Raw genomic sequence first — 12854 nt, 5'->3', positions numbered from 1 at the left:
CGATTGCCGACCGCTCCACAATGGCGCAGCGGGCCCGCCGGGCAAGGCGGAATCGCGCCGGGATCAGGTCCGCAGGTCGAGGAGGTTGTAGTCGCGGATCGCGGCGCGGGCCGCGTCGTCCCAGCGGAAGGTGCGGCCGGCCTTTGCGTGGGGGTGGTAGACGAACGGCACTTCGTCCGGGAAGCGCTGGGCGCGGGCGTCGATGGCAAGGCCGATCATCTCCGCCCGCTTGTCGACGACCGCGTCCGTGTAGGTGGACGGCGACTTCGGGCCGTTGTTGACGCTGGCGCCGACGACGGAGGCGCGGCGGTTGAAGCCGAAGTTCACCGTGATGCGCCAGTCGGGGCTGGTATTGGCGAAGGAGCCGTGCAGCGCCTGCCGGTTGGTGATGCAGACGTCGCCGGGGGCACAGACGATGGGCACAGCCTGGGGCAGACGCTCGGTCCCGGCCGCCGCCACCATCGCCTTGATGTCGACGCGGCCCTGCGCATGGGTGCCGGGCACGACCCAGACGCCGTTGGCGGCGGTCGAGCCATAGATCTGGCCCATGAAGTTGAAGCCGTGCGTGCCCTGGTCCCAGTCGGGCCGGGCCCAGCCGCTGACGCCGTCCTGGTGCCAGGCGACGGAGGCACCCAGGCCCGGCTCCTTGATGAAGTACGCCTCGTTATAGGGGACGAAGTCGTCCCCATTGACCGCCGCCGCCATGGCCAGCAGGCCCGGATGGGCATAGGCGCGCAAGGTCGCCTCCGAGAACTGGAGCGTGCCCAGCATCAGGTAGACCGCCTCCTCCGGCGCATCCTCGGCGGGCTTGGGCTCGAACATCTTGACCGGGTGGCGGCCGTCGGCGAAGGACGTGCCGCCCGCCGGGTCGCCCAGCGGCTTCGACCAATGGAAAGGAGAGACGGCGCAGTCGATACCCAGTGCCGGTCGCCCATGCGCATCGACCGTGGCGGTGCGGCCGACGGGCAGGCGCTCCAGGATGTCGAGCACGTCGGCCTCGATCTCGGCCAGTTCCTGCGGGCCGAACACGCCTTCCAGGATGTAGAAGCCGTGGCGCCCGTAGCTGTCCAGGATGTCGGGATGGATGCGGCCGTCGGGCGTGAAGCGCAAGGGGCCACGATTGTCCAGGGCCATCGCCCGGGCATGGCCCTCCGCCAGGTAGCGCTCCATCGCCGCCTGTTCGGACCCGTAGTCGACCTGTGGCGGCTTCACGTGCTTCTGCATGGGCATCCTCCGTCCGCCGGCCTTCTGTCCCGCAAGGGCGGGCCGGTCGTTGTGGATCCTAGACCTCAAGACCGGCGGAATGACAGACTGGTTCTGCCCTGGCCGTCGCATCAACATCCTTCGAGACGGCCTTGCAGGCCTCCTCAGGATGACGCCCGTTGTAATTTCCCAATAAGAACAACGGCGTCATGCTGAGGAGCCGGCCATCAGGCCGGCGTCTCGAAGCATCAGGTGCCCCCCCGCCGTCAGTGGGTGCGTTCGGCGATGGTCGTGCGGTGCAGGCGCCGGGCGTGGCCTTCGTAGCCGCCGGTGGCGCGGTGCAGGACCATGCGGTTGTCCCACATGACCAGCATGCCGGCGCGCCAGGACCGGGCGAAGACGAACTCCTCCCGCGTCTGCCAGGCCAGGAGTTCGAGCAGCAGCGCCTCCATGTCCGGCACCGGGCTGCCGTCCGCCTCCTCCAGGTCGATGATGTAGCCGGCACAGCCGAACAGACCCATCGTCCCCGTCTCCGGGTGCGGGCGGACCAGGGGATGCCTTTGCGTCTTCTCCGCCTCGACCGAGGGGCGGAAGACCATGGCCCGCTTCACGTCCGTTTGGCCGTACATCCCGCTGGGGGCATAGCCGCGCCGCGCGGAATGGATCGCGGTCAGGCTGCCCACCCGTGCCTTCAGCGCGTCCGGCATGCGCGCCCAGGCCAGCTGCTGGTTGGCGAACAAGGTGTCGCCGCCGCTGGGCGGGCAGACAATGCCATAGAGGCAGGTACCGGCCGGCGGGACGGGCTTGAAGCTCCAGTCGCTGTGCCAGTTCTCGGCAAAGATCGGTGCCGTCTCCTCCGCCGCGCGCTGCACCGCGATGACGTGCGCGCGGCCCGGGATCGAGGCGATGAAGGGATCGTCGCCCAGCGGACCAAAGGCCTGGGTCACCCGCTCCAGGTCGTCGTCGCTCAAGGCCTGGTCCTCGAACGTGACGACGCCATAGGTCGTCCAGGCCCGGCGGATCACGGCCACGTCCTGCGGATCGAGCGGCGCTGAAAGGTCCACGCCACGGATCGTCGCCCCGCAGGCAGCCTTTTCCGGCGTCACGGTCAGCATGTTTCCCCCCGCCTGTTCTTGTGCGCGCCAGTCTGAACGCAGTTCGGCAGAGGGGAAAGACCCGCCCGGCCAGAAGCGACGCCAGAAGCCCGGGGTCAGAAGCCCGGGGTCAGAAGCCCGGGGTCAGAAGCGCAGGGTCAGCTGCAGCAGGGCGCGATCCCCGTCCTGCCGCGCGCCCAGGCCCACCTGCCAGGCCAGGCCCAGGTCCAGCTGCTGCACCGGCCGCCAGGACAGGCCCGCCGCGATCCCCGCGGCGGTCGGGTCCAGGGTGTCCAGCCGCATTCCCGCGCGCAGCGCCCAGCTCAGGCCGCGCCGCCATTCCAGCCCGGCCGCGGCGTCCAGGGCATCGCCGCCACCGGCCTGCCGCCAGGACAGGCCCGCATGCAGGGCGAGGTCGGGCCGCATCTCAACGGCACCGCCCAGGGCGATGACCTGAGCCGCCCGGCCTGTCGCCTGATGCCAGGCCAGCCCGCCGCGCGCGGTGCTGGTCGGCTGCCATTGCACCCCCAGGCTGGCCCCGGCCACGTCGTTGTCGACGATGGCTCCCAGCCCCACGGCAAGGGACGGTGCCAGCGCGATGCCCAATGCCGGCCGAACGGGCGATCGCAGAACATTGCCGCCACCGTCATGTTCGGCCCATGCCGCCGCCAGCCCCAGGCGCAGGCGCGTCGCCACGGGCAGGACCGCGGCACCCGTCACGCCGGCCGCGTGGGCTGCACCCGCCGCTCCGCCGGACAGCGCCACGGCGGGACGGTCGAACTGGGCCAGGGCCGCCGGATTGTCGGCAAGGGCCAGGGGATCCGCGGCATTGGCCGCCGCCCCAGCCCCCGTCAGGCCCAGTGTCGTGGCCGACCAGGCGGGCTCCGCCGCAGGCTGGGCCAGCGCCATGGCCGGAACCAGGCCAAGCGCCAGCAGCAGGAGACGGCCAAGCCACGTCGCCGCCCACATGGCGGGAACCTGAACGAAGCTTAATTGGTGTCCGGGGCCGATCCGCGCGATCCTTTGCCTGTCGAACAGAGCATGCAGCCGGCACCGCCGGCCTGGTGATCCTGCCAGGGATCACCCGCAAGCGACAGGATGACAGGCGCTTAAAGGTCCCCCGCCAGGGCGCGCCTGTCTGGACCGGGGGGGTGAACAACCCCCCAGCGCCCTCCCGGTCCCCCCCAATTTCGTCCGCCCCCGTCGCAAACGACGGGGGAGGGAGCAGAGCAGGCTCAGGGGCCGAGTTGGCCCCGGATATGGCGGCTGGCAAAGCCCAGCTTGGCCAGGCTGAGGCCGCCCGAGCCCTGGATCTCGTCCACGATCTGCACCGCGCGGGCAATGGCCGCAGCGTTGGCGTCCAGCCAGCCGTCCAGCCCGCCATTGCGCTGCAGGGCCGAGACGGTCAGCGCCCGTTGCTGCGCGAACAGGTCGTCCACCACCGCGGTCAGGGCCAGCCGTTCCCAATGGTCGGCCGGCTGCATCGCCAGCGCCGCCTCGCGCAGGGTGTTGAGGCGCAGGGCACCCCCCAGGCCATAGAAGACATGGGCGACATCGGCCAGCGGACGCTGCGCCTGCTGCGCCGCCAGGACGACGTCCGCGGCTGCCTGCAATGGGCCAAAGCTGGCGGCCATACGCGCGGTGCGCGCCGTCACCCCCTCCTTGGTCAGGGCATAGGCCCGCGCCTCCAGCGCCTCCGCCGCGGGCTCGGGCAGCAGGTTGGGCAGCCCGTCCCGCAATTCCTGAACGGCCGGGGCATAGAGCGCCAGCGTCTGCGCCACGTCCATCGGCTGCGCGACATTGTGCAGGAACCACATGGTGGCGCGCCGCACCAGTTCGACGCTGTCCAGCAGCAGGCGGTATTGCAGGGCGGCGGGCACCTTGCCATCCAGGTCGCCGACCGCCGTCCAGAACGGGCGCAGGTCGAACACGCCGCGCGTCGTCACATAGGCCCGCGCGATGGTGGAGGCGTCAAAGCCCGTCGCCTCCTGGATGCGGCTGACGAAGGTGGGGCCGACCCAGTTGACGATGGAATTGGCGATCTGGGTGGAGATGATCTCGCGCCGCAGACGATGACGCGCGATCGCCTGGGGGAAGCGCTTGCGCAGCGGCTTGGGGAAATAGCGCGCCAGGTCGCTTTCGAAGAACGCATCGTCCGGCGCGTCGCCCTCCAGCAGCGCCTCGTTGAGCGAAGTCTTGCCATAGGCCAGCAGGACCGCCAGTTCCGGCCGGGTCAGCCCCTGCTTGGCCTGGGCCAGCGCATCCATGCCGGCCTGATCGGGCAGCACCTCCACCGCGCGGTCCAGGCGCCCCTCGCGCTCCAGCAGGCGCATCAGGCGCCCCTCCGCATCCAGGGCGGCGGAGCCGCGTGCCTGGATCACGCTGATCGCCTGGGTCTGCATGTAGTTGTCGCGCAGGACCAGGTCGGCCACTTCCTCCGTCATCTCCGCCAGCAGGACGTCGCGCTGCTTGGTGGTCAGGTCGCCCTCGGCACAGATGGCGTTGAGCAGGATCTTGATGTTGACCTCGTGGTCGGAACAGTCGACGCCGGCCGAATTGTCGATCGCGTCGGTATTGATGCGTCCGCCCGCCCGCGCGTAGTCGATCCGCGCGCGCTGGGTGAAGCCCAGGTTGGCGCCCTCGCCCACTATCCGGGCGCGCACCTCGCTGCCATTGATGCGCAGCACGTCGTTGGCGCGGTCGCCGACCTCGGCATTGCTCTCGGCCGCACCCTTGACATAGGTGCCGATGCCACCCAGCCAGAGCAGGTCCACCGGCGCCTGGAGCAGGGCGCGGATCAGGTCGGACGGGCTCACCTTGTCGTCCTGCAGGCCGGTCAGGGCACGGACCTCCGGCGTCAGCGGGATCGCCTTCAGGCTGCGCGGATAAATGCCGCCACCCGCCGAGATCAGCGTCGCGTCGTAGTCCGCCCAGGTCGAGCGGGGCAGGTTGAACAGGCGCTGTCGCTCCGCGAACGACCGTTCCGGATCGGGGTCGGGATCCAGGAAGATGTGCATGTGGTTGAAGGCCGCGACCAGCTTGACCGTCCGGCTCAGCAGCATGCCGTTGCCGAACACGTCGCCCGACATGTCGCCCACGCCCACGCAGGTGAAGCTGTCGCGGGCGATCACCTTGCCCAGTTCCAGGAAGTGCCGTTCGACCGCGATCCAGGCGCCACGCGCCGTGATGCCCATCGCCTTGTGGTCATAGCCGGCCGAACCGCCCGAGGCGAAGGCATCACCCAGCCAGAAGCCGTAGTCGATGGAGATCGCGTTGGCGATGTCGGAAAAGGTGGCCGTGCCCTTGTCCGCCGCCACCACAAGATAGGGGTCGTCGCCGTCGCGCCGCGTCACCTGCCGGGGCGGGATCACGGCGCCATCGGGGCCCAGGTTGTCGGTGATGTCGAGCAAGGCGCGGATGAAGGTCTGGTAGCAGGCGATGGCCTCCGCCTGGATCGCCTCGCGCCCGCCCTCGGCCGGCAGGTTCTTGGGGAAGAAGCCGCCCTTGGCCCCCGTCGGCACGATCACCGCGTTCTTGACCATCTGCGCCTTCAGCAGGCCCAGGATCTCCGTCCGGAAATCCTCCCGCCGGTCGGACCAGCGGATGCCGCCGCGGGCCACCTTGCCCCCGCGCAGGTGGATCGCCTCCACCCGCGGGGAATAGACGAACACCTCGACCGCGGGGCGCGGCGCCGGCAGGTCGGTGACGGCCCGCGAATCCAGCTTCAGGGACAGCGCGGGGCGGGCGCTCCCCGCCTCGTCGCGCTGATAGAAATTGGTGCGCAGAGTCGCCTGGATCAGGTTCAGGAAGCGCCGCAGGATGCGGTCCTCGTCCAGGCTGGCGACCTTGTCCAGGGCCGCGTTGATGACCAGCAGCAGCGCCTCCTCCGCCGGCCCGCGATCCCCGGGAAAGGCCGGGTCCAGGCGGGCGGCGAACAGCGCGACCAGGTCGCGCACGATGCCCGGATGGTTGCCCAGCGTCGTCGCCATGTAGTCCTGGCTGTAGGGGATGCCGACCTGCCGCAGGTAGCGCGCCAGCGCCCGCAACAGGGTCAGCGCGCGCCAGTCCAGTCCCGCATGCAGCACCAGCCGGTTCAGGCTGTCGTCCTCCAGCGCGCCCGCCCACAGGTATTCCAGCGACTCGGCGATGCGGCCGCCCGCCTCGCCCAGGTTGATCGCCTGGCGCCCGGAATCGGCAACGCGGAATTCGTGGATATGAACGGGCGGCCCCGTCCGCCCATCGGGGTTGTGGGGCACCACCTCGTAGGAGGTTTCCTCCAGCACCTTCAGGCCCAGGTGCTCCAGCAGGGGCAGGATGTCGGACAGGACGATGGGCTGGCCCTGGGTATAGAGCTTGATGCGGATGACCTGGTCTGGATCCTCCAGCCGCCGCACCACATGCGGCGACAGTCCCCGGCCCACATTCTCCAGGCGGTCGACATCGCCCACGGCCAGCGCGGGGACGAAGGCGTCGCGATAGGCCTGGGCAAAGCCGGCGCCCCACCGCCTGTGCCGGGCAATGCCCTCGTCCTCGCCGAAGCGGTCGACCAGCAGCTGGGCCAGTTCGTCCGACCAGTTGCGGGTCGCGGCCTTGATCTCCGCCTCGACCGCGTCGTCGTCGACATCGGTCTTCTCGCCCGGCGTCGCCTTGATGATCAGGTGCAGGCGGGCCAGGTCGCCGGCCCCGATCTCGGTCGTGCGGGCGCTGACATGCACGCCATAGGCCCGCACCAGGATCGCCTCGATCCTGATGCGCAGGCTGGTGTCGAAGCGGTCGCGTGGCACGAAGACCAAGGCCGAGACGAAGCGTCCGAACGGATCGCGGCGCAGCAGCAGGCGGGTACGCGGCCGCTCGCCCAGGCGCACCATCTCGGTGGCGAAGGCGAAAAGCTGCTCCTCCTCGATCTGGAACAGCTCGTCGCGGGGATAGGCCTCCAGCGCCGCGGCCAGCGCCTTGCCGTCATGGCTCTGCGGGCGGAAGCCGGCGCGGGCCAGCACGGCATTGGCCTTGGCCCGCAGCAGCGGCACCTTGCGCACAGGCGTCGCATAGGCGGTGGAGGTGAACAGGCCCACCAGGCGGTGCTCACCGACCACGGCACCGCCGGCGTCCAGCTGCTTGATCCCGATGAAGTCCAGGTGAACCCGGCGATGCACGGTCGAGCGGACATTGCCCTTGGTCGCCAGGACCAGGCCAGGTAGGTTGTGGAAGTGGTGCACCGCGTCGCCCGACTGCGCCCCTTCCCCCGCCAGGCCCAGGGCCAGGACGTGGCGATCGGGATCGCGCATCAGGCCCAGCCCCTCGACCGCGCCCATCGTGCCGTCGGCCCGGCGCGCGTAGTAGCGATAGCCCAGCAGGGTGAAGTGGTCGTCCGCCAGCCATTCCAGGAAGGCCCGCGCCTCCGCCCGCTCTGCCGGATCGCCGGCCGTCGTCGCGTCCAACTCGCCACAGATCGCGTGGACCTTGTCCAGCATGGCGCGCCAATCGGCGACCGCCACCTGGACATCGGCCAGGATGCGGCGCAGGGCCGTCTCCAGCGCGGCGCGTCCCTCGGCCGAGCTTTCCTCGTCGACCTCGACATGGACCAGCGATTCCGGTCGCGCGCCCTCGCCGCCCAGGCCGGTACAGGCGCCCGCGCCATCGCGGCGGATGGCGATGATCGGGTGCAGGACAAGGTGCACTGCGCGTCCTGCCCGGCTCATCTCCGCCAGGATCGAGTCGAGGAGAAACGGCATGTCGTCGCACACCGTCTCGATCACGGTGTGGGAGGAATGCCAGCCGTCTGTCTCCAGCCGCGGGTTGAACACGCGGATGCGTGGATGCCCCGCCTCGCGCACCTGAATGAAGCGCCAATGACCGAGTGCCGCCGCGACCAGCGCCTCTGGCGTGCGGGCCAGGACGTCGTCCGGCAGGGCGTTGCGGTAGTACTCCTCCAGGAAGGCGGCGAAGCCGTTCGCCCCAACCTCAGCCAGCCGACCGGTCGCGATCTCCCGCGCCTGTTCGAGGTGCACGCGCGCGGCCTCGGCTGCCTTGACGCCCTGGGTCATGACGCATCCTTCCTGGTCCTCGGTGCCCACTTCGGGGCTTGACCAAGCCTAGACCAGCGCCGTGACCAGCAAAAGACGACCGCCATCACGCCGATGCACGGTCGCGCGACGTCAGCGCGTCGCCAGGTAGACGCCCAAGGCAGCCAGCAGGATCCCGGGCCAGGCCAGCAGGGGCATCGTCTCGCCCAGCAGGCCCCAGGCCATGACCGCGACCACGGGCGGGATCAGGAAGAACAGGGCCGAGACGCGGGACGCCTCCCCCGCCTTGACCATCGCCAGCAGCAGGCTGATCGAGATCAGCGAATTGCCGATCGACAGGTAGACCAGCACGCCGATCAGCGCCCAGGTCCACTGCACCTGGAACGGCTCCAGCAGCAGCGCCAGCGGCAGGGTCACGACAAAGCCCACGGCATACTGGATCAGGTTGGCCATCACCGGGTGCTGGGTCCCGCCGAAGCGCTTCTCGTACAGCGTGCCCAGCGTGATGCCGGACACCGCGATGCCGGCGCAGGCCAGGCCGACCAGGCTTGTCGCCTCGACCGTGGAGCGCGCCAGGATCACGGCAACCGCCCCCGCCAGGCCCAGGCATAGGCCGGCCCAGCGCGTGACCGGCACCCGCTCGCGCGCCAGCATGGGCGCCAGGGCGGCGACCAGGATCGGCTGCAGCGAACAGATCAGTGCGATCGCGCCGACCGACGCGCCATACTGGAAGGCCATGTAGCTGAAGGCGAAATAGATCACCTGGATCAGCACCCCGACCACCGCCAGGTGGCCGAAATCGGCCAGCCTTCGCGGCCAGGCCGGGCGCAGGATCGCCGTCAGCGGCACCAGGACCAGGAACACCAGGGCATAGCGCAGGCTGAGGAAGGTCAGTGGCGTCGTGTACTGCTGCGCGATGGCCAGGAACGGAAACCCCGACGACCACATCAGCAGGAACAGGAAGGGCGCCGCCTTCAGCCACAGGGGCTTGGCAGCCAGCGGTGCGGCTGGGCCGACCCCCGGCGCCGCGACCGGCCCGCTTTCAGTACCCGCCAAGGCCCGCTGCTCGGCTCTCAGTCCGGCCAAGGCAAGCGCCAGCCCTTCGCTATCCAGCCCGTTGCCACGGGTTGCATTGGCATCTCGTCCGTCCATGGCCGCAGTCTAGGGGCCGCGGCGCGACGGCGCGCACCGCGATAATGTCATGCCCCATCTGCACCGGGGAAATTCAACCGAACTGTCGTTTCACCGCGGCCAAAGCGGGTTCGATGCCGGCCAGGGCCTGATCGATGTCCGCGTCGGTGTGCGCGGTCGACAGGAACATGTTGTGCCAGGGATGCAGGTACACGCCGTGGGCCAGCGCCTCGGCCACGAACAGGTTGCCACGCTCGAAACGGCCATCGTCGCCGTCGAACAGGATCAGCGGCATCTGCGGCGGCCCGCTCTGGCGCAAGGCCACGCCCAGCGACCGGGCCTGGGCGTCGATGCCATTGCGCAGGCGCGTGCCCAGCGCGGTCAGGCGCGCCGGGGCGTCCTGCGCCTTAAGCTGCTGCAGCGTGGCCAGGCCAGCGGCCATGGCTGCCGCCCCGCACCAGAACGAGCCGGTGACGAAGATGGCCTGCGCCGCATCGCGATACCGGTCATTGCCGACCACTGCGGCCAGCGGATAGCCGTTGGCGATCGCCTTGCTGAAGGCCGACAGGTCCGGCCGCACGCCCAGCGGCTCCCACGAGCCGGCCAGGTGCAGGCGGAAGCCGGCGCGCACGTCGTCCAGGATCAGCGCGGCGCCGGCCGCGTCGCAGGCCGCGCGCACGGCTTGCGCGAATTCGGGCGTCGGCAGCGCCTGGTCCGTGCGGTTGTTGTGCTGGTAGGCGGTGACCAGGATCGCCGCCAGGTCGGGACCGGCCTCCGCCGCCGCGGCGGCGACGCTGGCCGGGTCGTTGTAGTCGAAATGCACCAGGTGGGCGCGATCCTCCGCCGTGACGCCGGCCAGCGAGGGCGAACACCAGGGTAGCGCGCCGTGGTACGAGCCGCGCGCCACCAGCACCTTGCGCCGCTGCGTGGCGGCCCGGGCAAGGGTGACGCAGGTCGTCGTCGCGTCCGCCCCGTTCTTGGCGAACAGCGCCCAGTCGGCGTGCGGGATCAGGTCGACCAGCGCCTCCGCCAGGTCGACCATGACCGCCCCGGGCCCGTTCATCAGGTCGCCCTGCGCGCCCTGGGCCTGGGCCGCAGCATCGACCACCGGGTCGCCATAGCCGGTGATCATCGGGCCATAGGCGCACATGAAGTCGATGAACTCCCGCCCGTCGACGTCCCACAGCCGGCAGCCCTGGCCCTTCGCGAAGAACTGGGGATAGTTGGCGGGCAGGCGTGCAGCGCTCATGTGGCCCCACATGCCGCCGGGCACCACCCTGCGCGCCCGGGCGCGCAGGGCCTGGTCGGCGGTACGGGCCCCGGCATCGGGCGTGATCACGGTCATGGCTTGCCCCCTGTTGACGGGCTAGTTGAGGAACTGGCCGCGGGTCCTGTCAACCGCCTGCGCGGGGGCGCAGACATGCCACACCGCACGGGCTTTTTCGTCACACAGGGCAATGCAGGGGCCAGCGCGGAACGTTCACCCTGCATAATGAACGGGGCAACCGCGCCGGGCTGCAAAGGGAGACGAATGCACTACGGACCATTGATCGGAACTCTTGTCGCAGGCCTTGTTCTTGCATTCATATTCGGCGCCATCGCGCATCGGTTGCGCCTGTCGCCCCTGGTCGGCTATCTGCTGGCCGGCGTCGTAGCCGGGCCCTTCACGCCTGGCTTCGTCGCCGACCTGAACCTGGCCAGCGAACTGGCGGAACTTGGCGTCATCCTGCTGATGTTCGGCGTCGGTCTGCATTTTTCGCTCAAGGACCTGCTGGCGGTGCGCCTGATCGCACTGCCCGGCGCCGTGGTCCAGATCGCGGTCGCCACCGCCATGGGTTGGGGCCTGGCCTTGGCCATGGGCTGGTCCACGCCTGAAGGCCTGGTCTTCGGCCTGGCCCTCTCCGTCGCCTCGACCGTCGTACTGCTCCGCGCGCTCCAGGAACGTCGCCTGGTCGAGACGGATCGCGGCCGCATCGCGGTCGGCTGGCTGATCGTCGAGGACCTGGCGATGGTCCTGGCGCTTGTCCTGCTGCCCGCCGTGGCGGGAGCCCTGGGCACGCCAGCGGCCGAACAGGTGCTGGAGGCGACGCAGGGCGAGGCGGCCCAGATCCTGGAGCGGGAGATCGGCCTGGTCGGGCCGCTTCTCATCACGCTGGGCAAGGTGGCGGCCTTCGTCGCCCTGATGCTGGTGTTCGGGCGCCGCATCATTCCCTGGATCCTGCACTGGGTTGCCCATACCGGCTCGCGCGAGCTGTTCCGCCTGGCGGTGCTGGCCATTGCGCTGGGCGTTGCCTTTGGCGCCTCCACCCTGTTCGGCGTGTCCTTCGCGCTGGGCGCCTTCTTCGCCGGCATGGTCCTGAGCGAATCCGAACTCAGCCACCGGGCAGCGGAAGAGACGCTGCCCCTGCGCGACGCCTTCGCGGTGCTGTTCTTCGTCTCCGTCGGCATGCTGTTCGACCCGGCGATCCTGCTGCGCGAGCCGCTGGCCGTGTTGGGCACCGTCGCCATCATCGTCCTGGGCAAGTCGGCGGCCGCCTTCGCGATCGTGCGGATGTTCGGCCATTCGAACCAGACCGCCCTGATGATCTCGGCAAGCCTGGCCCAGATCGGCGAATTCTCGTTCATCCTGGCCAGCCTTGGCGTAGGCCTGGGCGTTCTGCCGGAGGCCGGGCGCGACCTCATCCTGGCCGGCGCCATGGTCTCGATCCTGCTGAACCCGATCGGCTTCATGCTGCTGGATCGCCGCAAGCCCCAGGCCGCGGCACCGGAGGCAGCCCCAGCCAAGGCCGAGATCGACCTGGTGCCGACCACATTGAGCGACCATGCGGTCGTCATCGGCTATGGCCGCGTGGGCAGCCTGGTGGGCGCGGGGCTGAAGGATCGCGGCGTGCCCATGGTGGTGATCGAGTTGCGCCCCGACGGCGTGGCCGCCGCCCGGCGCGACGGTGCCGACGTCATCACCGGCCACGCCGTCGACAACGACGTCCTCTCCGCCGCGAACCTGGAGGCTGCCTCGCAGTTGTTCGTGACGGTGCCCGATGGGTTCGAGGGCGGGCAGATCGCGGAAAAGGCCCGCGTGCTGAACCCCGGGCTGGACATCGTCGCCCGCGCCCATACGGACGAGCAGGTCGACCACCTGCTGCGCCACGGCGCCACGCGCATCATCATGGGCGAGCGCGAGATCGCCCAGGGCATGCTGCTGCATGCAGCGAACCGCGCCGCCCTGGACCTAGCCAAGGCAGCCGAGAGCGCCGACGCGCCGGCCGTTCCGCCCGACTACGACCCCATGCGCGAAGGGCCGATCATCGATTCCGTCAGTCCGGTCGACCCGCCGCCCGGCGACCAGACCCAGCCCGAGGGTGACGAGGCGCCCAGGCCCGGTCCGGCACCCTGAGCCCGCGCC

At 70.2% G+C, this 12854-nt stretch carries 7 protein-coding genes; 1 reads left to right on the top strand and 6 read right to left on the bottom strand.

Annotated elements, in window-relative coordinates; all coding sequences use genetic code 11:
* Positions 1 to 63: 63 nt before the first annotated feature.
* The 6 genes from ACI6GS_RS06290 to ACI6GS_RS06265 all read right to left on the bottom strand — a co-directional run bounded on the left by ACI6GS_RS06290 (position 64) and on the right by ACI6GS_RS06265 (position 10796).
* Positions 64 to 1224, bottom strand: a complete 1161-nt coding sequence (locus ACI6GS_RS06290) for a phytanoyl-CoA dioxygenase family protein (protein ID WP_439816931.1) — start codon at positions 1222 to 1224, stop codon at positions 64 to 66.
* 245 nt (positions 1225 to 1469) lie between these two features.
* Positions 1470 to 2318 carry a TauD/TfdA dioxygenase family protein gene (locus tag ACI6GS_RS06285; protein ID WP_439816930.1) on the bottom strand — a complete coding sequence of 283 codons (849 nt, stop codon included), beginning with the start codon at positions 2316 to 2318 and terminating at the stop codon, positions 1470 to 1472.
* 123 nt (positions 2319 to 2441) lie between these two features.
* Complete coding sequence (locus ACI6GS_RS06280) at positions 2442 to 3266, bottom strand: hypothetical protein (RefSeq protein ID WP_439816929.1); 825 nt, start codon at positions 3264 to 3266, stop codon at positions 2442 to 2444.
* A gap of 266 nt (positions 3267 to 3532) precedes the next feature.
* Positions 3533 to 8341 carry an NAD-glutamate dehydrogenase gene (locus ACI6GS_RS06275; protein ID WP_439816928.1) on the bottom strand — a complete coding sequence of 1603 codons (4809 nt, stop codon included), beginning with the start codon at positions 8339 to 8341 and terminating at the stop codon, positions 3533 to 3535.
* A gap of 111 nt (positions 8342 to 8452) precedes the next feature.
* Complete coding sequence (locus ACI6GS_RS06270; protein ID WP_439816927.1) at positions 8453 to 9376, bottom strand: DMT family transporter; 924 nt, start codon at positions 9374 to 9376, stop codon at positions 8453 to 8455.
* 169 nt (positions 9377 to 9545) lie between these two features.
* Entirely contained in the window at positions 9546 to 10796 is a 1251-nt protein-coding gene (locus ACI6GS_RS06265; RefSeq protein ID WP_439816926.1) for an aminotransferase class III-fold pyridoxal phosphate-dependent enzyme, read from the bottom strand.
* Between the two features lie 147 nt (positions 10797 to 10943).
* Here ACI6GS_RS06265 and ybaL point away from each other — a divergent pair, with 147 nt between their 5' ends.
* The gene (gene ybaL / locus ACI6GS_RS06260) at positions 10944 to 12845 is read left to right on the top strand and encodes a YbaL family putative K(+) efflux transporter (RefSeq protein ID WP_439816925.1); all 1902 of its coding nucleotides are present in this window, start codon (positions 10944 to 10946) and stop codon (positions 12843 to 12845) included.
* Positions 12846 to 12854 lie beyond the last annotated feature (9 nt).

Origin of the sequence: Zavarzinia sp. CC-PAN008 (genome assembly GCF_051903925.1) — a bacterium.
GTDB lineage: Bacteria > Pseudomonadota > Alphaproteobacteria > Zavarziniales > Zavarziniaceae.
Note: the sequence above shows the minus strand (reverse complement) of the source record. Positions and strands in the feature narration are given on the sequence as shown.